The sequence below is a fragment of the Nocardiopsis sp. NPDC057823 genome, from assembly GCF_042797335.1.
Taxonomy (GTDB): Bacteria; Actinomycetota; Actinomycetes; order Streptosporangiales; family Streptosporangiaceae; genus Nocardiopsis; species Nocardiopsis changdeensis.
Genome location: NZ_JBHVLR010000001.1, coordinates 621,246 through 642,670 on the forward strand (window position 1 = coordinate 621,246; position 21,425 = coordinate 642,670).

The 21,425-nt window shown below is 72.5% G+C and carries 20 protein-coding genes and 2 tRNA genes; 15 read left to right on the forward strand and 7 right to left on the reverse strand.

The window, feature by feature from the left end; genetic code table 11:
* Positions 1–36 precede the first annotated feature (36 nt).
* From ACFVNO_RS02895 to nudC, 3 genes are all read left to right on the forward strand, one after another.
* Positions 37–1,083 (forward strand): 2-aminoethylphosphonate ABC transporter substrate-binding protein, encoded by a 1,047-nt coding sequence (locus ACFVNO_RS02895; protein WP_378888725.1) that lies wholly within the window; start codon positions 37–39, stop codon positions 1,081–1,083.
* Between the two features lie 163 nt (positions 1,084–1,246).
* Positions 1,247–2,623, forward strand: a complete 1,377-nt coding sequence (locus ACFVNO_RS02900; RefSeq protein WP_355256627.1) for a dipeptidase — start codon at positions 1,247–1,249, stop codon at positions 2,621–2,623.
* Between the two features lie 133 nt (positions 2,624–2,756).
* Entirely contained in the window at positions 2,757–3,737 is a 981-nt protein-coding gene (gene nudC / locus ACFVNO_RS02905; protein ID WP_355256630.1) for an NAD(+) diphosphatase, read from the forward strand.
* Positions 3,738–3,815: 78 nt separating this feature from the next.
* On the opposite strand, the gene ACFVNO_RS02910 is transcribed toward nudC, so the two are convergent.
* Positions 3,816–4,304: an ANTAR domain-containing protein gene (locus tag ACFVNO_RS02910; RefSeq protein ID WP_255647067.1), complete on the reverse strand. Its 489-nt coding sequence runs from the start codon at positions 4,302–4,304 to the stop codon at positions 3,816–3,818.
* Positions 4,305–4,410: 106 nt separating this feature from the next.
* Positions 4,411–4,671, reverse strand: a complete 261-nt coding sequence (locus ACFVNO_RS02915; protein ID WP_220565553.1) for a mycoredoxin — start codon at positions 4,669–4,671, stop codon at positions 4,411–4,413.
* A gap of 295 nt (positions 4,672–4,966) precedes the next feature.
* Between ACFVNO_RS02915 and ACFVNO_RS02920 the strand changes: the two genes are divergently transcribed.
* The 6 genes from ACFVNO_RS02920 to ACFVNO_RS02945 all read left to right on the forward strand — a co-directional run bounded on the left by ACFVNO_RS02920 (position 4,967) and on the right by ACFVNO_RS02945 (position 10,228).
* The gene (locus tag ACFVNO_RS02920) at positions 4,967–7,093 is read left to right on the forward strand and encodes an ATP-dependent DNA helicase UvrD2 (protein WP_378889211.1); all 2,127 of its coding nucleotides are present in this window, start codon (positions 4,967–4,969) and stop codon (positions 7,091–7,093) included.
* Positions 7,090–8,004: an acyl-CoA thioesterase II gene (gene tesB / locus ACFVNO_RS02925; protein WP_355256633.1), complete on the forward strand. Its 915-nt coding sequence runs from the start codon at positions 7,090–7,092 to the stop codon at positions 8,002–8,004. Before ACFVNO_RS02920 ends, tesB begins: the two co-directional genes overlap by 4 nt.
* 181 nt (positions 8,005–8,185) lie before the next feature.
* Positions 8,186–8,602 (forward strand): hypothetical protein, encoded by a 417-nt coding sequence (locus tag ACFVNO_RS02930; RefSeq protein WP_355256636.1) that lies wholly within the window; start codon positions 8,186–8,188, stop codon positions 8,600–8,602.
* A 206-nt stretch (positions 8,603–8,808) separates the two neighbouring features.
* On the forward strand, positions 8,809–9,087 hold the full coding sequence (locus ACFVNO_RS02935) for a WhiB family transcriptional regulator (RefSeq protein WP_220565007.1): 279 nt from the start codon (positions 8,809–8,811) through the stop codon (positions 9,085–9,087).
* 57 nt (positions 9,088–9,144) lie between these two features.
* Entirely contained in the window at positions 9,145–9,306 is a 162-nt protein-coding gene (locus ACFVNO_RS02940; protein WP_355256639.1) for a hypothetical protein, read from the forward strand.
* Positions 9,307–9,655: 349 nt separating this feature from the next.
* Positions 9,656–10,228, forward strand: coding sequence for a M48 family metallopeptidase (locus ACFVNO_RS02945; protein ID WP_255647068.1), 573 nt, complete (start codon positions 9,656–9,658; stop codon positions 10,226–10,228).
* Positions 10,229–10,276: 48 nt separating this feature from the next.
* Here ACFVNO_RS02945 and ACFVNO_RS02950 read toward each other — a convergent pair whose 3' ends face one another.
* Entirely contained in the window at positions 10,277–10,834 is a 558-nt protein-coding gene (locus tag ACFVNO_RS02950) for an NUDIX hydrolase (protein ID WP_220565009.1), read from the reverse strand.
* Positions 10,835–12,283, reverse strand: coding sequence for a zinc-dependent metalloprotease (locus ACFVNO_RS02955; protein WP_355256642.1), 1,449 nt, complete (start codon positions 12,281–12,283; stop codon positions 10,835–10,837).
* Between the two features lie 123 nt (positions 12,284–12,406).
* On the opposite strand from ACFVNO_RS02955, the gene ACFVNO_RS02960 reads away from it, so the two are divergent.
* The 3 genes from ACFVNO_RS02960 (at position 12,407) to ACFVNO_RS02970 (ending at position 15,119) form a co-directional block, all read left to right on the forward strand.
* Positions 12,407–13,471 (forward strand): NAD-dependent epimerase/dehydratase family protein, encoded by a 1,065-nt coding sequence (locus ACFVNO_RS02960; RefSeq protein WP_220565011.1) that lies wholly within the window; start codon positions 12,407–12,409, stop codon positions 13,469–13,471.
* Positions 13,472–13,568: 97 nt separating this feature from the next.
* Positions 13,569–14,006 (forward strand): molybdenum cofactor biosynthesis protein MoaE, encoded by a 438-nt coding sequence (locus tag ACFVNO_RS02965; protein WP_220565012.1) that lies wholly within the window; start codon positions 13,569–13,571, stop codon positions 14,004–14,006.
* Between the two features lie 51 nt (positions 14,007–14,057).
* Positions 14,058–15,119: a PDZ domain-containing protein gene (locus ACFVNO_RS02970; protein WP_355257103.1), complete on the forward strand. Its 1,062-nt coding sequence runs from the start codon at positions 14,058–14,060 to the stop codon at positions 15,117–15,119.
* Positions 15,120–15,187: 68 nt separating this feature from the next.
* On the opposite strand, the gene ACFVNO_RS02975 is transcribed toward ACFVNO_RS02970, so the two are convergent.
* The gene (locus ACFVNO_RS02975; RefSeq protein ID WP_255647069.1) at positions 15,188–15,694 is read right to left on the reverse strand and encodes a PPA1309 family protein; all 507 of its coding nucleotides are present in this window, start codon (positions 15,692–15,694) and stop codon (positions 15,188–15,190) included.
* A 308-nt stretch (positions 15,695–16,002) separates the two neighbouring features.
* Between ACFVNO_RS02975 and ACFVNO_RS02980 the strand changes: the two genes are divergently transcribed.
* The 3 genes from ACFVNO_RS02980 (at position 16,003) to ACFVNO_RS02990 (ending at position 19,447) form a co-directional block, all read left to right on the forward strand.
* Positions 16,003–18,948 (forward strand): UPF0182 family protein, encoded by a 2,946-nt coding sequence (locus ACFVNO_RS02980; protein ID WP_378889214.1) that lies wholly within the window; start codon positions 16,003–16,005, stop codon positions 18,946–18,948.
* Positions 18,949–19,094: 146 nt separating this feature from the next.
* Positions 19,095–19,171 (forward strand) — tRNA-Met (locus ACFVNO_RS02985).
* Positions 19,172–19,373: 202 nt separating this feature from the next.
* A tRNA-Met gene (locus tag ACFVNO_RS02990) sits at positions 19,374–19,447 on the forward strand.
* A 210-nt stretch (positions 19,448–19,657) separates the two neighbouring features.
* On the opposite strand, the gene ACFVNO_RS02995 is transcribed toward ACFVNO_RS02990, so the two are convergent.
* A complete protein-coding gene (locus ACFVNO_RS02995; protein ID WP_355257105.1) occupies positions 19,658–20,287 on the reverse strand; it encodes an ABC transporter ATP-binding protein in 630 nt (209 codons plus the stop codon).
* Positions 20,288–20,373: 86 nt separating this feature from the next.
* On the reverse strand, positions 20,374–21,423 hold the full coding sequence (locus ACFVNO_RS03000) for an efflux RND transporter periplasmic adaptor subunit (protein WP_355256649.1): 1,050 nt from the start codon (positions 21,421–21,423) through the stop codon (positions 20,374–20,376).
* Positions 21,424–21,425 lie beyond the last annotated feature (2 nt).

The following is a 21,425-nucleotide window of genomic DNA, read 5'->3' on the forward strand; positions in this document are numbered from 1 at the left end:
CCCGCCACCGTGCGCCTTCACCGAGAGGTTCCCACCATGACCACCAGATCCGGGGCCGCCGCGGCCGGCACCGCCGCGCTGGCCCTCGTCGCGGGCCTGACCGCCTGCGGCCCCGCCGAGACCGGCCCCACCGTCACCGTCTACTCCGCCGACGGCCTGCGCAACGAAGAGGGGACGGGCTGGTACGACGAGCTCTTCGCCGAGTTCGAGGCCGAGACCGGCATCTCCGTCCAGTACGTGGAGGGCGGCTCCGGGGAGATGGTGCAGCGCGCCGCCCGGGAGAGGTCCAACCCGCAGGCGGACGTCATCGTCACCCTGCCGCCGTTCATCCAGCAGGCCGACGGCCTGGACCTGCTCCAGGAGTACGTGCCCGAGGGCGCCGAACACGTTGAGACCAAGGACCCGAACGGCAGGTGGACGTCCATCGTGGACAACTACTTCTGCCTCATCCACAACACCGAGGAGCTGCCGGAGCCGCCCGCCACCTGGGAGGACCTGCTCGACCCGCGGTTCGAGGGCCGGCTCCAGTACTCCACGCCCGGGGTGGCCGGCGACGGCACCGCGGTGGTCATCCAGGCGGTCCACGACTTCGGGGGGCTGGAGCCCGCCATGGACTACCTCGGCGAACTCCAGACCAACAACGTCGGCCCGTCCTCCTCCACCGGAGCGCTGGGCCCCAAGGTCGACAAGGGCGAGCTGCTGGTGGCCAACGGCGACGTGCAGATGAACTACGCGCAGTCCCGCACCATGCCCAACATCGGCATCTGGTTCCCGGCCGTGGAGGAGGGCGGGGACCCCGCCACGTTCGCCCTGCCCTACACGGCGGGCCTGCTCACGGGGGCGCCCAACGCCGACAACGGCCGCGCCCTCATCGACTTCCTGCTCAGCGAGAGCGCCCAGAGCCGGGTGGCCCCGGTGGCGGGCGGCTTCCCGGCGCGCGGGGACGTCGAGCCGGAGGGCGAGGAGGCCGAGGAGCTGGCGGCGCTGCTGGAGGGGGTCACGGTCTTCGAGCCCGACTGGGAGGTCGTCGAGGCCGAGCTGCCGACCTACCTCGACGCCTGGGAGCAGGCCACCGGCGGCTGACCGCGCACGGCGGGGCCCGCCCGGTCCGCCCCGGGCGGGCCCCGCCGCGCCGTGCCCGGACGCCCCGCCGGCGGGCTCCCCGGTCCGGGTCCCTGCGGACTCCGACGTATCCGACCAGGTCTAAGGTCGGAAGCGACAAGGACGTCGGAACGAGGACACGAACATGGACGTACGCACCTACATCGAGGACCACCGGGACGAGTTCCTCTCCTCCCTCAAGGAGTGGCTGGCGATCCCCTCGATCTCCGCGGACCCCGGGCACCACGAGGACGTGCGCCGCTCCGCCCGCTGGCTGGCCGACCACCTCTCCGCCACCGGCTTCCCCACCGTCGAGGTCTGGGAGACCCCGGGCCTGCCCGCCGTGTTCGCCCAGTGGCCCGCCGCCGACCCCGGCGCCCCCACCGTCCTCGTCTACGGCCACCACGACGTGCAGCCCGTCGACCCCGTCGAGGAGTGGGACACCCCGCCCTTCGTCCCCACCGAGCGCGGCACCTCCCTGTACGGCCGCGGCGCCTCCGACGACAAGGGCCAGATCCTCTTCCACACCCTGGGCCTGCGCGCCGCCCTGGCCGCCTCCGGGGCCGACGCCCCGCCGGTCACGATCAAGCTCCTGATCGAGGGCGAGGAGGAGTCGGGCTCCGTCCACTTCGCCGAGCTCATGAAGGCCAACCGCGCCCGCCTGGACTGCGACGTCGCCGTCATCTCCGACACCACCATGTGGGCGGCCGACACCCCGTCCATGTGCGTGGGCATGCGCGGCCTCACCGACGTCGAGATCTCCCTGTACGGCCCCGGCCGCGACCTGCACAGCGGCTCCTTCGGCGGCGCCGTCCCCAACCCGCTCAAGGCCATGAGCGACCTGCTCTCCGCCCTGCACGACGAGGACGACCGGGTCGCGATCCCCGGCTTCTACGACGGGGTCGTCGAGGCCGGGGCCGAGGAGCGCGAGCTCATCGCCCGCCTGCCCTTCGACGAGGGGGAGTGGCTGGCCACCGCCGCCTCCACCGCCACGTGGGGCGAGCGGGGGTACAGCACCCTGGAGCGCATCTGGCTGCGGCCCACCGCCGAGATCAACGGCATGTGGGGCGGGCACACCGGCGCCGGCGGCAAGACCATCGTGCCCCGGTCCGCCCACGCCAAGGTCAGCTTCCGCCTGGTCCCCGGACAGGAGCCCCTGAAGATCCAGGAGCGCGTCCGCGACTTCGTCGACTCCCGCGTCCCCGACGGCCTGCGCGCCGAACTGGAGTTCGGCGGCCCCGGCGTGCGGGCCTGCGCCTCCGACCTGTCCTCCACCGCCCTGAAGGCGGCCCGCCGCGCCATGGAGCGCGCCTTCGGCACCCCGGTGCTCTTCACCCGCGAGGGCGGCAGCGGCCCCGAGGCCGACATCGCCGACATCCTCGGGGCGCCGCTGGTGTTCGTCGCCGTGGGCCTGGACGAGGACAACATCCACGCGCCCAACGAGAAGGTCGAGACGCCGCTCCTGCTCAAGGGGGCCGAGAGCGTCGCCTACCTGTGGGAGGAGCTGGGCGCCACGGCCTGACCCGGCCCGCGACGACCCGAGGGGCGCTCCCGCGGGCCCGGGCATGCGACGGGCCCCGACGGCGTTGTCCCTGTCAGCCGGCGGCCGCACCCCCGGGTGCGGCCCCGCTCCCGCACACTTCCCGGAAGGACCCATGCACGTCGACACCACCGCCTCCCGGCCCGGCCCCGCCGCGTCCCGCCCCATGCTCTCCCGCGCCGCCGTGGACGCCGCCGCACACCGGCGCACCGACCAGGCCTGGCTGGAGCGGGCGTGGCAGGACCCCGACACCCGGGTCCTCGTCCTGGAGGGCGGCGACCCCACGAGCTACGGGTGGAAGGCCCTGATGGCCAAGCAGTCACGGGCGCTGGTCACCACCGACGGGGACCCCGAGCTGGTCCTCACCGCGCCGGAGGCCGCACCCGAGGGCGAGCGCTACCTGCTGGGGGTCGACGGCGGCCGAGCCTACTTCGCGGTCCGCTCCCCGGCCGGACTCGTCGAGCGCGACGGCGCCCGGCCCGCGTCCCTGCGCGAGCTCGGCCCGCTGCTCGGCGACCGCGACACCGGACTGCTCACCCGCGCCGTGGCCCTGGCCAACTGGCACGCCACCCACGGGTTCTGCCCGGCCTGCGGCGCGCCCACGGTCATCTCCGCCGCCGGCCACCTGCGCCTGTGCGAACGCGAGGGGCGCGAGCAGTTCCCGCGCACCGACCCGGCCGTCATCATGCTGGTCCACCGCGGAGAGGGCGGGGACGAGCAGGTCCTGCTCGGCAACAACCCGAACTGGGACGCGCGCCGCTACTCCGTGCTGGCCGGGTTCGTCGACGCCGGAGAGTCCCTGGAGCAGGCGGTCGTCCGCGAGGTCGCGGAGGAGGCGGGGATCGTGGTCGAGGAGCCCCGCTACCTGGCGTCGCAGCCGTGGCCGTTCCCGCGCAGCCTCATGGTGGGCTACACCGCGCGGGCCGTCGGCGAGACCGAGCGCACCGACGACGAGATCGGCTCCCTGCGCTGGTTCACCCGGGCCGCGCTGGCCGAGGCGGCGGCCACCGGGGAGATCGTGCTCCCCGGTCCCGTCTCGATCGCCCGCACCCTCATCGAGCACTGGCAGGGGGAGGCCCTCCCCGGTCAGTGGTGACCGAGGGGGCGTCGCGGGGGCGGGCCCGTCCGCCGACCCTCCCGACAGGGTCGGTGGCCGTCGTGCCGCGGAGCCGGGTCAGTTGGTACCGGGGGAGACGCCCAGCTCGTCCGGCAGCACCGTCAACGGGCTGGTGCTGCTCTCCACCACGTCGCTCGCCAGGTCGGCGACCTTGCGGCCGCGCGAGCGCGCCGAGGAGCGCAGCCGCTCGAACGCCTCGCGCGGCGGCATGGTGTGCCGTTCCGCGAGGACGCCGATCGCCTGCTCCACCACCACGCGCGAGTGCAGCGCGTGCTCCAACTGGGCGATGGTGTGGCGCAGGCGCTCCACCTCGGTCGCCCCTTCCGGCGCCCGTCCGGGCGCCTGCGCCCGCCGGCGCTCCCCGCCCGCCTCCGCGGTGAGCAGGTCGGCGAGGACCATCGCGCTCACCAGGTCGGGCAGCTCGTGCCCGTTCCCCACGCGCCACCCCGTCGGGGTGCGGCGCACCACACCGACGTCGACCGCGTCGGCGACCGCTATGTCATGAGAACTCACGTCGTCCCCCAACTCAACACTCCCCGTCGTCATACGTCCGAGCCGTCCATGGCCGAGAGCGGCCGCACCGGGGAGAGGGCCCCTCGGGGTCACGGGGCGGTCGGCCCGCGGGCGGGACCCGCGGGCCGGCTTCTCCGGGCTACGACAGCTCGGCCAGCTTCTGCTTCACCTGAGCGAGCGACGGGTTGGTCATCGCCGCTCCGTCACTGAAGACCACCGTCGGGACGGTTTGGTTCCCGTTGTTGACCTTCATCACGAGTTCCGCGGCCTCCGGGTGCTCCTCGATGTTCACCTCACGCCCGGTGATCCCCTCGCGTGCGAGCTGGCTCTTGAGCCGCTTGCAGTACCCGCACCAGGGGGTGGTGTACATCGTGAACTGTTCGGTGGCCGTGTTCGTCATCTCGCTCACGTTTCTTCTCGTCCTACGGTCGGCGTTCTCGCCCGGTCCCACATCCCAACACCGCGGGGCCCGGTCCGCTTCCCCCGACCGTGTGACACAACGTGGGACGCCTCACAGGCCGGGCTGGTTCTGAAATGTGTCGGTCGGCTCCGTGGCCGCAACCGGCCGCGGTCCGCCCGCCCGGTCCCCGCGAGGGCCGCCTGTGGACGGGTGCGGTTCCGTCCCCGGCGCGGCCGATACTTGAGAGACTGACCCACAGAACCGCACAACCGTCTCGACCATGTTCAGGAGCACCATGGACCCCGACCGCGTCCTGGAGGGACTGGACCCCGAGCAGACCCTGGCGGCGCGCGCCCTGCGCGGCCCCGTGTGCATCCTGGCCGGTGCCGGAACGGGCAAGACCCGGGCGATCACCCACCGCATCGCCCACGCGGTCGCCAGCGGGGTCGTCTCCGAGCAGCAGATCCTCGCGGTCACCTTCACCACCCGCGCCGCCGGGGAGATGCGCGGACGGCTGCGCGCCCTGGGCGCCCCCCGCGTGCAGGCCCGCACCTTCCACGCCGCCGCGCTGCGCCAGCTCTCGTTCTTCTGGCCGCAGGTGATCGGCGGCGAGAAGCCCACCCTCATCGAGAGCAAGATCCAGGCGGTGGCCCGCGCGGCCCACTCCGTGGGCGTGCAGCCCGACCGCACCGGCCTGCGCGACCTCGCCTCCGAGATCGAATGGGCCAAGGTCACCCAGGTCCGCCCCACCGACTACGAGAGCGCCGTCGCCAAGGCGTCCCGGCAGGCGCCGCTGCCCGCGGGCGAGGTCGCCCGGGTCTTCGAGGCGTACGAGGAGCTGCGCCGCGAGCACAACCTGCTCGACTTCGAGTCCATGCTCGAACTCACCGCCGGCATGATCAACGAGTACCCGGCCATCGCCCAGCGGGTCCGCGAGCAGTACCGCTACTTCGTCGTGGACGAGTTCCAGGACGTCAACCCGCTGCAGAAGCTCCTGCTCGACGCCTGGCTCGGCGACCGCGACGACCTGTGCGTGGTCGGCGACCCCAGCCAGACCATCTACTCCTTCGCCGGGGCCACCCCCTCCTACCTCACCGGCTTCGCCGCCCGCTACCCGCACGCCACCGTCGTGGAACTGGTCCGCGACTACCGCTCCACCCCCCAGGTGGTGCGGGTCGCCAACCACGTCATCTCCCAGGCCCGGGGCACCACCTCCGCCGGGCACCTCACCCTCCGGGCCCAGCGCCCCGACGGCCCCGACCCCGTCTACCAGGAGTACGACGACGAGCCCGCCGAGGCCACCGGGGTCGCCCGCAAGATCCGCGCCCTGATGGAGGAGGGCGTCCCGGCCGGGGAGATCGCCGTCCTGGTGCGCATCAACGCCCAGTCCGCCGCCTACGAGCAGGCCCTCACCGACCAGGGCATCCCGTTCAGCGTGCGCGGCACCACCAGGTTCTTCGAGCGCCCCGAGATCAAGCAGGCCGTGCACCTGCTGCGCGGCGCCCGCCACGAGGCGGCCGGGGAGGAGCCCGCGCCGCTCATCGCCACCGTCCGCCAGCTGCTGGGGCAGATCGGCCTCACCGACACCGCGCCCGAGGGCCGCCAGGCCCGCGAGCGCTGGGAGTCGCTGGCCGCGCTGGCCCAGCTGGCCGAGGACATGGCCGCCGCGCCGCGCCCCGGGGGCGCCCCGGTCACCATGAACGACCTGGTCGAAGAACTCGACGTGCGCATCTCCACCGAGCACGCGCCCGGCTTCGAGGGCGTCACCATCGCCTCCCTGCACGCCGCCAAGGGCCTGGAGTGGGACGCGGTGTTCCTGGTCGGCCTCACCGAGGGCATGATGCCGATCATCTACGCCGAGACCGACGAGCAGGTCGAGGAGGAGCGCCGCCTCTTCTACGTCGGCGTCACCCGCGCCCGCGAGCACCTGGCGATGTCGTGGTCCCTGGCCCGCTCCCCGGGCGGGCGCAAGACCCGCAAGCCCTCCCGGTTCCTGGACGGCCTGCGCCCGGCGTCCCCCAGCACCGCCGCCCGCCGGGCCGAGCGCCGCCGCGGGCCCGCCCGCTGCCGGGTGTGCGGGAACACCCTGACCGACGCGGCCGAGCGCAAGCTGGGCCGCTGCCTGGACTGCCCCTCCAGTTACGATGAGGCGCTGCTGGAGCGCCTGCGCGACTGGCGGCGCGCGGTCTCCCAGGAGCAGAAGGTCCCCGCCTACGTGATCTTCACCGACGCGACCCTCCAGGCGATCGCCGAACAGGAGCCCTCCGGGGTCCCGCAGCTGTCGGCGGTGTCCGGTGTCGGTCCGGCGAAACTCGACCGCTACGGGGAGGCGGTACTCGCGCTGGTCGCGGGCGCCGAGCCCGCCGAGGTCATGGAAGGTCGGGACGCCCCCGACGGCGAAGAGGAGGATGTGGCCGGATGAGCGACAGAGCCGACGAGACCCGGCGGGACCAGTCGTTGGCCGACCTGCTGGCGGTTCTGGACCTGGAGCGGATCGAGGTCAACATCTTCCGGGGCAACAGCCCCCAGGAGGGCCCCCAGCGGGTCTTCGGCGGGCTGGTCGCGGGCCAGGCCCTGGTTGCCGCGGGCCGGACCGCGCCCGAGGACCGGTACGTCCACTCCCTGCACGCCTACTTCATCCGCCCCGGCGACCCGGCGGTGCCGATCGTCTACGAGGTGGACCGGGTCCGCGACGGCCGGTCGTTCACCACCCGCAGGGTGGTCGCCGTCCAGCACGGCAAGCCGATCTTCACCCTGTCGGCCTCCTTCCACAAGGAGGAGCCGGGGCTGGACCACCAGATCCCGATGCCCGACGTCCCCCCGCCCGAGGAGCTGCCCAGCACCCGCGAGCGGCTGCGCGCCGAGTTCGGCCGGGTCCCGGGGTTCGTGCGCTGGCACCCCATCGAGCTGCGCCCGGTGGGGCCGCTGTCCTACGAGGCCGAGCGCGACCCCCGGCTGCGCACGGCGGTCAACCCGGTGTGGCTCAAGGTCGACGGGAAGCTGCCCGACGACCGGCTCACCCAGGTGTGCCTGATGACCTACGCCTCCGACCTCACCCTGCTGGACACGGTGCTGCTGCGCCACGGGCGGTCCTTCGCCGGGATCTCCATGGCGAGCCTGGACCACGCCATGTGGTTCCACCGCCCGTTCCGCGCCGACGAGTGGCTCCTGTACGCGCAGGAGACCCCCAGCGCCCAGGGCGCCCGGGGGCTGGCCCGCGGCCTGGTCTACACCCGCGACGGGCAGCTGGTGTGCTCGGTGGTGCAGGAGGGCCTGATCCGGGTGGTGGACGCCGAGGGCTGGTCCGACGCCCTGCGCCCCGGCCCGGTGTGACCGCTACCGGCCACGGGGCCCGGCAACAACGCGGGGATCCCGCGGATTCCCTGGAACCCGTGGCCGGATGAGGACGTTTTCCCAGGTCAAAAATAGGTTGCTAGTTTTCGCGGGCGACCCTTAGTCTGTACATCGTCGCCAAGACCGCTCTATGGCGCGGGAGGGATCCCGCCGCCCGACCGTGAAGGAGGTGCCCGATCAAATGATGACCACGAGCTTCGCTTCGGCCGTGTCGTCCCGTCAGCAGTGGCTGAACGCCGTCCCGGGCACCGCCCTGTCCTGCGGTCTGTCCGGCGGCTCCGCCCTACGCGGTGAGCGCGCCATCGCCGGCGATGCCCTGAGGGGCATCGGCCTGGCCTCGGCCGAGGGTGCCCGGAAGGGCGTCTTCGTCGAGGGGACCGGTCCGGACTTCGGGGGCTTCGGCTTCCGTCCCGTCGCGACCGTGATCCTCGCCGCCGAGCACGAGTCCAACGGCAGTGGTGTGTCCACCGGCAACGAGAGCGCCCGTGACCGCGGCGAACTCATGACGGCTCGCACCGAAGGAACCCCGCGCCGCTATGGCGCACCGGGGAAGTGTCCACGGAGGAATCCGGCCTAGCCGACTAGGCCCAGGGTCTCCATCCGTGGCCGCGGTCCCCGAATTCGGGGCCGCGGCTTTCTTTGTATCCTCGTCCGCCCGATCTCCCCCGGGGAGGCAGGGCAGGCGTCGGCATCGCAAGTCAGGTCCCGCACCGGAACCGCATCCGGTGAACCGAGAACACCGACCGCGTTGTACGAGACGAACAAAGATCTTGGAGGGCACCGATGCTCGCGTCGGTCCTGGAAACGCCCTGGCTGGGCGAGACCGAAATCCCCTGCCGTATGCAGCCCGACCTGTTCTTCGCCGAGGCCCCCGCCGACGTCGAGGCGGCCAAGGCCCTCTGCGGCTCCTGCCCGGTCCGGGAGCAGTGCCTGTCCGACGCCCTGGACCGCAAGGAGCCCTGGGGTGTCTGGGGAGGCCAGCTGCTCGTCGCCGGCCAGGTCGTGGCGCGCAAGCGCCCGCGCGGACGCCCCCGCAAGAACCCGGCTCCGGTCGCCGCCTGACAGCTTCACCCGAACTCTCCACCGCAGTACTACAGACCCCGAAGGACTGAACGAGACATGATGATCCTGGAACTCCTGGACATGACCAACGAGCCGAGCGCCGAGACCCGCGAACGCCAGGGCATCCGCCTGACGGCACGGGAGATGCGCGCCCGCCAGCGGGAGCAGCGCCGTGCCGAAGACGCGCTCATGGAAATCGCGTGGTCACGCCTGTGTTGACGGGGTGACCGGGCGCGGTGGTGACCTGGGGTGACCAGCGCGCCGGACCCGGCCGACAACGGCGGACACATGCGGAACCGGTGCGGAACCGAGACGGGGCCGGACGGCGATCCTCGAAGGGGATCACCGTCCGGTCTCTTTTCTGTGTACGGACAATAAAGGAGTGCTTCGGAACAGGGTCCGGAAGGCCCTCCGAAGCGGGGTGGAATACCCCAGGTCAGGCCGGAATGCGCGACGGGGCCGGGATTTCCGCCCACCCGGTCCGTTCTCACCGAGGAGACGAAATCAAAGACATAACGGGACAACACACTCCTGTTCGAGAGCGCTGTCCTCGGCTACCGTAAAGTTCGTGCCCTCGAACACCAAAATCGAGGTGCGACGCAGTCCTCGCCGCCGGCGCACCGTGTCGGCCTACAGGGACGGGGACACGACCGTCGTCCTCGTGCCCGCGACGTTCTCCCGCGCAGAGGAAAAGCGCTGGGTGGGACGCATGCTGCAACGCCTGGAGGCACGCGAGGAACGCCGTCGCCCCGGTGACGGGGAGCTCCACGAACGCGCGGTCGAACTGGCCCGCCGTTATCTGGACGGCACCCGATTGCCGGACAGCGTCCGCTGGGTCGACAACCAGAATTCCCGCTGGGGTTCGTGCACCCCCGACACCCGCACGATCCGCATCTCCCGACGCGTCGCCGGAATGCCCTCCTGGGTGGTCGACTACGTCCTCATCCACGAGCTCGCGCACCTGTTCATCCCGCACCACGGCTCGGAGTTCTGGGAACTGGTGCACCGCTACCCCAAGGCCGAGCGCGCCCGCGGCTACCTGGAGGGGTTCAGCGCCGGATCGCGCTCCGAGCCCTGCGAGCCAGGCCTGGCCCCGGAGGAGCCGCTCACCGGCGCCGAGGTCGCCCTCGCGGAGGAGTGACCCCGGGCGGCGGAGCCGCCGGGGACAGCGGCCCGCGGCCGGTCCCCCTCACCGGGCGGCGAGGTGGGCGGCGACCGCGGCCGCGGCGGCCGACACCAGGGAACGGGTGACCTCGTCGGTGGGTTCGGGGAGCGCGTCGACCGGGAACCAGCCCAGGTCGGCGGACTCGTCCGGGTCCATCACCGGCTCCGCGCCGGCCGGTGCCAGCAGCGCGTACTGCACGTCCAGGTGGAAGCTGCCGCCGCCGCAGGGCACCGCGTGGCGGTCCAGCCGGATCGGTCCCGGTAGCAGCTCCAGTCCCGGGATGCCGGACTCCTCGGTCGCCTCCCGCAGCACGGCCTCCGCGAGCGTGGCGTCCTGCGGCTCGCAGTGGCCGCCGGTCTGGAGCCACATCCGGTGGACGCGGTGCAGGGTGAGCACCACCCGGTCGCCCTCGGCGGAGACGACCGCCGAGCTGGCGGTGATGTGCCCGGGCAGGCAGCCCCGCCACATCCCGTCCTCGTGGGCGTCCAGGTGCGCCACGTACGCGCGGCGCAGCTCCTCCTGGCGCGCGTCGGGCGCGGCCCAGGCGGACAGCACCGCCCGGGCGTCGGCGTGCAGCGACACCTAGGAGTCCCCTCCCGGCCGGTCCGGCTCCCCCTCGTCGGGCTTCCCGTCATCCGGCTTCTCCTGCTCCGGCCCCTCGCCGGCGGACGCCCCGGGGGCCTCGCCGGTGAGCGTGGAGATGTCGAAGTCGGCGTCGGCGAACGCCCCGCCGCTGACGAACGCCGTCGGGTCGTCCAGGTCCTCGCTGCCCGGCATCAGGTCCGGGTGCTGCCACACGGCGTCGCGCCCGTCGATGCCGCGCGCCTCCTCCAGCGCCTTCCACAGCGCCTGCGCCTCGCGCAGCCGCCGCGGACGCAGCTCCAGCCCGACCAGGGCCGCGAAGGTGTGCTCGGCCGGGCCGCCGGTGGCCCGGCGCCGCCGGGTCGCCTCGGCCAGGGCGTCCGCCTGCGGCAGCCGCCCGGTCACCGCGCCCGACACCACGGTCGCCACCCAGCCCTCGATGAGCGCCAGCGTGGTCTCCAGCCGGTTCAGCGCCGCCTTCTGCTGCGGCGTGTCCTCGGGCTGGAACATGCCCTGGCCGCCCAGCACCTCCTGGAGCGACTCCGGGTTGTTGATGTCGATCTCGCCGAGCCGGTCCTCCAGGCCGCTGATGTCGAAGGACATCCCGTCGGCGTACTCGGCGACCAGGCGGAACACGTGCGAGCGCAGCCACGGCACGTGCGAGTACAGCCGGTGCACGGCCGCCTCGCGCGCGGCCAGGTACAGCCGCACCTCGTCGTCGGGGATCTGCAGGCCCTCGCTGAACTTGGCGACGCCCAGCGGCAGCAGCGCCGCGCTGCCCTCGCCGGCCAGCGGCAGCCCGATGTCGGCGGTGCCCACGACCTCCTGGGAGAGCTCTCCCACGGCCTGGCCCGCCTGCTGGCCGACCATCATGCCGCCCATCTGCTGGATCATGCCGAGCAGGGGACCGGCGACCGACTGCATCTCCTCGGGCAGGCTCTGCCCCATGGACCTGACGGTCTTGCTGGTCAGCGGGTCGCACAGCTGCGCCCAGGAGTCCATGGTCTTCTCGACCCACTCCGAGCGGCTCCACGCCTGCGCCGTCTGCACGCCCGAGGGCAGCGAGGTGGACTGGTCCAGCCACAGGTCGCCCAGGCGCAGCGCCTCCTGGACCCTGGCGTAGTCGCCGGGCGGCACGCTGGGGTCGCCCTTCTGCGCGACGACCTGTCGCGCTATGTCCTTGGCCATACTCCAGTTGATGCCCGAGCCCGTGCCCTGTCCGGCGGGGGTGCCGCCGGGGGCGGGCTGGGCCGACATCATGTCGGCGAACCGGCGCAGCATGTCGGCCATCTGCTGCGGGTCGCCGAACGGGAATCCTTCGGGTGTTCCGGAGTCCCCTCCGCCCGGGCGGCCGCTGCCGGCACCACCCGAGCCGGAGTCGCCAGCGCGGCGTCCGGACTCGTCATCGGGATCGTTCGGCATGCTGAAACCGAAAGGCAGGTCGCTCACAATCAGACCTCAGGCAGGATTAGGTTTGGTCTCCACTGTCACGTTAGCTGGGAGTCGCCCGGAGTGAATACCGAAAGCAGCCAGGTTCGCCCAGAGCACAGCCGGTCCGGAGGGGCCGGGGCGGTGGTCGCGGTCACCGGCGCGGCCTCCGGGGTGGGCCGACTCCTCGTGCAACGCCTGGCGGCGCCGGAAGGTTCCGCCGCCCCGCGCGAGGTCGTGGCCATCGACGCCGAGTTCGCCGACCTGCGCGGCGTCACCTGGCGTATCGCCGACGTCTGCGACCCGGGGCTGGTCTCCCGCCTGGACGGGGTGGACGTGCTGGTGCACACCGCCGACGACCGCTCCCCGGACACGCGGCCCGCGGACCGGCGCGCCCACAACATCCGGGCGGCGCAGACGGTCCTGACCGCCGCGGCCGCCTCGGGGGTCCCGCGCGTGTTCCTGGTCACCAGCACCATGGTCTACGGGGCGGCCCCGGACAACCCGGTCCCGCTGCCGGAGAACGCCGTCCGCGTCTCGGACAACAGCGACGGCCTCATGGGCGACTTCGCCGAGATCGAGGCGCTGGCCGAACGCGCCCGCCGGGCCCACCCCGGCCTCACCGTCACCGTGGTGCGACCCGCCCCCCTGGTCGGCCCCGGCCTGGACACCCTGCTCAGCCGCCATTTCTCGGCGCCGCGCCTGCTCACCGTCAAGGGGCACGAGCAGCACTGGCAGTTCTGCCACATCGAGGACCTGGCCGGCGCGCTGGCGTTCTGCGCCCTGCACGGGGTGGACGGCCCCGACGGCGTGGTGGCGGTCGCCAGCGGCGGCTCCCTCACCCAGGGCCAGGTGGAGGAGATCGCCGGGATGAAGCACTTCGAGGTGCCCGCCAACCTCGCCTTCGGCACGGTCCGACGCCTGCACCAGGCCAGGATCACCCCCGCCGCGGAGGGGGAGCTGAAGTTCCTCGTCTACCCCTGCGTGGTGGACTGCGCGACGCTGCGCGAGGCCGGGTGGAAGCCCGACCACGACGGCGAGGCCGCCCTGGCGAGCCTGCTGGAGTCCCGCGGCGGCCCGGCCCTGGTGGGCCGCAGCATCGGCCGCAAGGAGGTCGCCGTCACCGCCGCCGGGGCCGCGGGCGCCGCCGCGGCCGCCATCGGGACCGCCGTCACCATCCGCCACCTGCGCAAGCGCAAGGGCGGCTGACCGGTCGGCCACCGGGACCCCGTGGCCTCCGCGCGGCCCGACACCCGGGGCGGAACACCTGTGAGGTGCCACAAGGGACGATTGGTACCTTCTAGGAGTGGAACAGATCACTCTCGCCTCGGTGCGCGACACCCCTCTCTCGGTGGACGAGGTCCTCGCGGCCGTCCAAGACCCCCGTGCCGGCGGCACCGCCGTCTTCATCGGCACCGTCCGCGACCACGACCACGGGCGCGACGTGGCCCGCCTGGGCTACTCGGCGCACCCCACCGTCGAGGCCATGCTGAGGACGGTCATGGAGAAGGTGCTCGCCGACACCGCCGTCCCGGGCCGCCCCGTCGTCAGGCTCGCCGCCGTCCACCGGGTCGGCGACCTGGAGATCGGCGACCTCGCGGTCGTCGTCGCGGCCTCCGCCGCGCACCGCGAGGAGGCGTTCGCCGCCTGCCGCAGGCTGATCGACGACCTCAAGGCCCAGGTGCCCATCTGGAAGCACCAGGCGTTCACCGACGGCGACCAGGAGTGGGTGGGGACTCCCTGACACGTCCCCTACCCGGGCCGCAATAAGGTGTGCAGCATGCTTCGTCGTGTCATGACCCTTGTCGTCGCCCTCGTCCTGCTCGTCGGGCTCGGGTTCGGCAGCCGTTTCCTGCCGATGCCGTACCTGGTGGCCGGGCCGGGCGTCACCCTGGACACGGTGGGCCGCACCGAGGAGGGGCCGGTCATCGAGATCGACGGCGCCGAGAGCTACGAGCACGAGGGCTCGCTGTCGATGGTCACCGTGCAGTACGCGGGCGGCCCCCAGCGCCGGCTCGACTTCTTCACGGTCGTGCGCGCCTGGCTCTCGCCGACCGAGGCGGTCATGCCCGAGGAACTGCTCTTCCCCGCCGGCCGCAGCCCCGAGGAGGTCAGCGAGCGGCAGGCCACCCAGATGAACGACTCCCAGACCGACGCCACGGCCGCCGCCCTCAACGAGATCGGCATGGGCTACGACGCGGTCCCGGTGGTCGCCGACGTGGTCGAGGACATGCCCGCCGAGGGCCTGGTCGAGCCGGGCGACGTCATCCTCGCCGTCGACGGCGAGGAGGTCGACACCCGCTCCGAGGGCGAGCCCGGCACCGCCGTCGGCAGCGCGGCGGTCGTGGAGCGCGTGGGCGCGCGCGAGCCCGGCGACCCCGTCTCCCTGACCCTGGACCGCGGCGGCGAGGAGGTCGAGGTCGAGCTGGTCGCCGCCGAGGGCGAACAGGGCCGCGCCGCGGTCGGCGTCCTGATCGCCGACGAGATGGACTTCCCCATCGAGGTCGACATCACCGTCGGCGACATCGGCGGCCCCAGCGCCGGGATGATGTTCGCCCTGGGCATCATCGACCGGCTCAGCGAGGAGGGCCTCACCGGCGGCGCCTCCGTCGCCGGGTCGGGCACCATCGACTCCGCGGGCCGGGTGGGCGGGGTCAGCGGCATCCCGCAGAAGATGGTCAGCGCCCAGCGGGACGGGGCCCGGTACTTCCTGGTCGCCGCCGACAGCTGCTCCCAGGTCGCCCAGTCCGCCGCCTACGGCGAACTGGAGGTCGTCCGCGTCGAGACCCTCTCCGACGCGGTGGAGGCCCTGGAGACCATCCGCACCGGCGAGGGCGAGCTGCCCCGCTGCGAGTAGGCGGCCCGCACGGCCGCCCCGCCCCCGCGGGATCCGCGGGCGGGACCGGGGCCCCGCGGGGACGCCGCTCAGCCCTCCAGGTCGAGGGTGAGGGCCAGCGCCGAGGTGAGCGCCGGGACGAGGTCGGCGCCGTTGAGGACCGCCTCCTCGCTGTCGTGGCTGCGCATGCGCAGCGCGCAGTGCCGCGAGCCGTCCCGCAGGACCCCCGCGACCATGCGGATCTCCTCCGTCTCCCTGCCCTGGGCGGAGGCGTCCTCGCCGGGGGAGAGGGTCTCGTCGGAGCCCTTCACCACCAGCCGCTCCATGACCAGGGCGCAGCCGGCCACCCCCTCCGGCCACATGATGCGGCCCAGCGCCTCCTCCAGCGGCAGGTCCGCCGGCAGCGGGTCCTGCTCGACCGGGGTCAGCTCCAGGGGGTCCGGCGCGCCGGAGACGCCCAGCATCTCGGCGAGGGCGGGCTCGGCGGCCAGCAGTTCGGCCGTCGGCACCAGGGCGTACAGGCCCAGCGGCCGGTCCCATCCCTGAGCGGCGGCGTGGCGTTCGAGGTCCATGACGGCTTCGCGAATGTTCGACACGTTCCCATAGTGGCCGATGGGGGAACCTCGCCGCTCCCGTTCGCGGACAGTAGGGTCACAAAGGGACCACAGGAAACCACGGGGTTGCCGGGCCGATACACCAACGATGCGACCTTGTCACCCCCACGGAACGGGTTCCGGGAACTCCGAAGGGTCGAAGTGAAGTTCTCCGTAAACAAGGCGCTGCACGCGCACCGAACGCACCTAACAAGCCATAACGAGGGGGAGGCGTGAGCTTCCGATCGCCCGGCGCACCACCTGCGCGCATGCCTCGTCGATCAAGGTTGCTCGCGCCAGTCGCGGCGACCGTGGTCGTCATCATCGCGGGGTTGATGTTCGCCGCGAACTTCTGGACCGACTTCATGTGGTTCCAGTCCGTCGGCTTCACCTCGGTCTTCCTGACCGAACTCTGGACACGGGTGCTGCTGTTCGCCGTGGCCGCGGTGGTGATGGCCGTCATCGTCGGCGCCAGCATCTTCTTCGCCTACCGGGCGCGCCCCGGAATCCGGCCGATGAGCCTCGAACAGCAGGGCCTGGACCGCTACCGGCAGTCCATCGACCCGCACCGCAAGCTGTTCTTCTGGATCGCCGTGGGCGCCCTCGCCCTGCTCTCCGGCGCCGCGGCCAGCGGTGACTGGCGGTCCTACCTGCAGTTCGTCAACGGTGTGGACTTCGGGGTGACCGACCCCGAGTTCGGGATGGACGTCGCGTTCTTCGCGTTCGTCTACCCCTTCCTGAGGATCCTGCTCGGCTACCTCTACGCCGCCGTGATCCTGGCCTTCATCGCCGCGGTCATCGTCCACTACCTGTACGGCGGCGTCCGCCTCCAGAACGACACCGGTCAGCGCGCCACCCCCGCGGCCCGGGTGCACCTGTCGGTGCTGCTCGGCCTCTTCGTGCTGCTGCGCGCCGGGTCGTACTGGCTGGACCGGTACGGGCTGGTGTTCTCCGAGCGCGGCTACACCTTCGGCGCCTCCTACACCGACGTGAACGCGGTCAAGACCGCCCTGACGATCCTCACCGTCATCTCGGTCATCTGCGCCCTGCTGTTCTTCGCGAACATCTACTTCAAGAACACCATGGTCCCGGTGGCCAGCCTCGGCCTGCTGGTGCTGTCCGCCGTGATCGTCGGCGTCGCCTACCCCGAGATCGTCCAGCGCTTCCAGGTCAACCCCAACGAGCAGCGCCTGGAGAGCGATTACATCCAGCGCAACATCGACTCCACGCGGGCGGCGTACGACATCGAGGACGCCGAGGTGGAGCCCTACGACGCCACCACCGAGCTGAGCGCCGAGGACCTGGTCCAGGAGGCGCAGGGCACCACGGTCCGGCTGGCCGACCCCGCCGTGGTCTCGCAGACCTTCCAGCAGATGCAGCAGGTCCGCGGCTTCTACCAGTTCCCCGAGGTGCTGGAGGTCGACCGCTACCCGGACAGCGAGGGCAACCTGATCGACACGATCGTCGCCGTCCGCGAGCTCGACGGTCCCCCCTCGGACCAGGACAACTGGCTCAACCGGCACCTGATCTACACCCACGGCTTCGGCTTCGTCGCGGCCGCGGGCACCCAGATCGACGCCGAGGGCCGCCCGGTCTTCACCGAGTACAACATCCCGCCGCGGGGCGAGCTCAGCGACGTCGTCGGCGACTACCAGGAGCGCATCTACTACGGCCGGGAGGGCGCCGAGTACGTCATCGTCCAGGCCGAGGAGGAGTACGACTACCCCCTCGACGAGGAGGGCGCGACCCCCGAGGTCTCCACCCCGGAGGACGCGGTCGAGCCCGAGGTGAGCCCGAGCCCGGACGACGCCCAGGCGCCGGCCGACGCGGACGCCGAGGCCGCCGACGAGGAGGCCCCGGCCGAGGAGGGGACCACCGAGGAGGAGGCCGGCTCCTCCGCCGGCTCGCAGCAGTACAACCGCTACGACGGCAGCGGCGGCGTGCAGCTGGACTCGTTCTTCGAGCGGATCCTGTACGCGATCAAGTACCAGGAGCCCAACATCCTGCTCAACAGCGCGATCACCGGCGACTCGCGCATCCTGTACGAGCGGGACCCGCTGGACCGGGTCGAGAAGGTCGCGCCGTTCCTCACCGTGGACAGCCGCCCCTACCCGGCGGTCGTCGACGGCAAGATCGTGTGGATCGTGGACGCCTACACCACGTCCAACAACTACCCGTACGCGAACCGGATCGACTTCACCCAGGCGGTGACCGACACGTTCACGGACGGGTCGCTCACCCAGGTCAGCGCGCTCCCGGGCAACCAGGTCAACTACATCCGCAACTCGGTCAAGGCCACCGTGGACGCCTACGACGGCACGGTCACGCTGTACGCCTGGGACGAGGAGGACCCGGTCCTGCAGACGTGGATGGGCGCCTTCCCCGGCACCATCCAGAGCCGGGACGACATGAGCGAAGAGCTCGTCGACCACCTCCGCTACCCGGACGACCTGTTCAAGGTGCAGCGCGAGATCATGCGCGAGTACCACGTGACCGACCCGGCGGCCTACTACGGCGGCCAGGACTTCTGGGCGGTGCCCAACGACCCGACCGGCGCCACCGAGCGTCCCGAGTCGCCCTACCGCCAGACCATCCAGTACCCGGGCGAGGAGGAGGCCAGCTTCTCGCTGACCAGCACCTTCGTGCCCCGGGGCCGGGAGAACCTGGCGGCGTTCATGGCCGTCAACAGCGACCCGCGCTCGGAGGACTACGGGCAGCTGAAGCTGCTGGAGCTGCCGCGCAGCACCGTCATCTTCGGCCCCGGGCAGGTCCAGAACGCGTTCGATGCCGACGCCAACGTCCGCGAGGTGCTGCTCCCGCTGGAGCAGTCCAACGCCGAGGTGACCAGGGGCAACCTGCTCACCCTGCCGTTCGCGGGCGGTCTGCTCTACGTCGAGCCGCTGTACGTGCAGGCGGGCGGCGGCGGTGCCGCGTCCTTCCCGCTGCTGCAGCAGGTCATGGTCGGCTTCGGCGAGGAGGTCGCCATCGGGAGCAACCTCCCCGACGCGCTGAGCAACCTGTTCGACGGGGCGGAGGCCCCGCCGCCGGCCGAGGGCGAGGAGGAGGCCCCGCAGGAGGAGGCACCCGACTCCGAGGCCGGCTCCGGCGGCGGCGACCAGGACCTCACCGAGTCCCTCAACGAGGCGGTGGAGGCCTGGGAGGAGGCCCAGGACAACCAGGAGGAGGCGAACGACCGCCTGCGCGAGGCCCTGGAGGCCATCGAGGAGGCGCTCGCCGAGCAGGAGGGCGGCAACTAGCCGTCCGGACGGGGCGGGGCGCCGTGCCCCGCCCCATCCGCCCTCCCGGACCGCGGCCGGGGCGGGGACCGCAGGGTTCCCGCCCCGGCCGCGGCGTATCGATTCGCTTTCCCGTCCCGGGCGCGCTACTGTAGAGAACACAACGACGCGGGGTGGAGCAGTTCGGTAGCTCGCTGGGCTCATAACCCAGAGGTCGCAGGTTCAAATCCTGTCCCCGCTACCAAGGCCCGGACCCGGGATGAATTCCCGGGTCCGGTGCTTTTCCCGGTCCATTCCCCCGTGGAATGGACCGGGAGGGTGACGGTCTTCACGGCCGCCGCCGGTCCGGGCCCCGAGCCCGGGCGAACAGGGCCGATCTCACCGTTCTCCCTCACCGGAAACGATTTGCGGCCCGGGGGGAAACCCTCTAAAGTAGAGATCAACGACGCGGGGTGGAGCAGTTCGGTAGCTCGCTGGGCTCATAACCCAGAGGTCGCAGGTTCAAATCCTGTCCCCGCTACTGAAACCGGGCCCGGAAATCCAATGGATTTCCGGGCCCGAGTCTTTTCCCGACCGCTCCCGTTCTTCCCGCTTCCCGCCGGGGAGCCGCCCCGGGCGGGTGCCGCCGCCCGGAGCGACACGGCCCGCCCGGTCCGGTACCCGGGAGGCGGAGCCTCCCGGGGGTCCGGGCGCCGTCGGGCGAGGGGACGCGGCGACGGCGCCCGGGGTCTCAGCGGGTGCGGCCCTCCACGAGCTCCACCACGCGGTCGGCGCGCTCGGCGACCTTGGGGTCGTGGGTCACCACGACCACCGCCGAGTCGCGGATCCGGGCCTGCTCCAGCAGCTGGTCCATGATCATCCGGCTGCTGGCGGCGTCCAGGGCGCCCGTGGGCTCGTCGGCGAGGATCAGGGCGGGGTCGCGGCTGAGCGCCCGCGCCAGGGCCACACGCTGCTGCTCGCCGCCGGAGAGCTGGTGCGGCTTGGAGTGGAGGCGGTGCCCCAGCCCCACCGCCTCCAGCAGCTCGCGGGCCCGGCCCCGGCGGCGCAGCGCGGGCATCCCCGCCAGCACCAGGGGCACGCCCACGTTGGCCATCGCGGTCCGCCGCTCCAGCAGGTGGAACTGCTGGAACACGAACCCGATGCCCTCGCCGCGCAGCCGCGAGCGCGGGCCCTCGCCCAGCCGGCTGGTCGCCCGCCCGTCGAACGTGTACTCGCCGCCGCTCGGCTTGTCCAGCAGCCCGAGCAGGCTGAGCAGGGTCGACTTGCCCGAACCGGACTGGCCGATGATCGCGACGACCTCGCCCCGGTACACGTCGAACGTGCAGTCGTGCAGGACGTCGATCCGGGTCCCCGACACCATGAAGTGCCGAGTCAGCCCCTCCACCCGCAGCAGCGGGGCCTGGGGCGGGGGAGCCTGCGGGGCCAGGGGGGACGGAGCGGTGGACACTACATCCCCTCCCCTTCGACCATGAACTCCTCTTCGACCCCGTCGTCGGCGCCGGGCACGTCGAAGCGCGGGTCGAGCGGGATCGGGTCCATGACCTGCTCGCCGACCTCCAGGCCGGAGACGACCTCGATGAACGAGCCGTCGGAGATGCCCAGCTCCACCGGGCGGGCCTCCTCGGTGCCGTCCTCGGCGACGACGATGACCTCGCCCTCGCCGGTGGTGCCGCGCACCGCCGTCATGGGCACGACCACGACGTCCTCGACCTTGCCGGTGCTGATCGACAGCTTGCCCTGGACGCCCTCGAACACCTGGACGTCGGCGGGCACCCGGCAGGCCAGCTCGCCGCCGGAGCCGCCGCCGGTGTCGCCGCCCTCCATCGGGAAGCCGAACTCGTCGGTCTCGGGCTGCTCCTCACCGCCGCCGCCGGCCTCGGCGGCGCCCAGCGACAGGAAGTCGCACTGGGTGGGCGGCGGGCCGTTCGTGATCTCCAGGAGGATGTCGTCGGGCTCCTCGTAGAACCGGTACAGGTCGTTGGCGGGGATCGTGGCGACCGCCCGGTAGATGTCCGGGGCGACGGTGGCGACCACGGCTCCCGGCTCCAGGACGTCGCCGACCTGCACGTCGGCCAGACCGGTCACCTTGCCGTCGACCGGCGCGTAGAGGCTGACCTCGCGGGTCACCGGCTCGGCCGGGGCCTCGCCCTCACCGGTGCCGGTGCCCGGGGCGGGCTCCTCGGTGTACTTCACGTTGAGGATGGGCGCGCCCTCCTCCACCGTGGCGCCGTCGGTCACCCACAGGTGGACGACCTGGCCGCCCTTCTGGGCCTTGACGCTCCTGCCGGGCTCGGCCTGCACGGTGGCGTCCAGCACCATGACGGAGTCGATGGTGCCCAGCTCGACGGGGTAGGGGACGCCCCCCACGTCGACGGCGCCCTCCATCGGGAGCTCCTCGCCGGAACCGCCCAGCCGGTTCAGCAGGAAGTACCCGCCGCCGGCGACCGCGACCACGAGCAGCAGCGCCACCGAGCCGATGATGATCCACTTCTTCACGT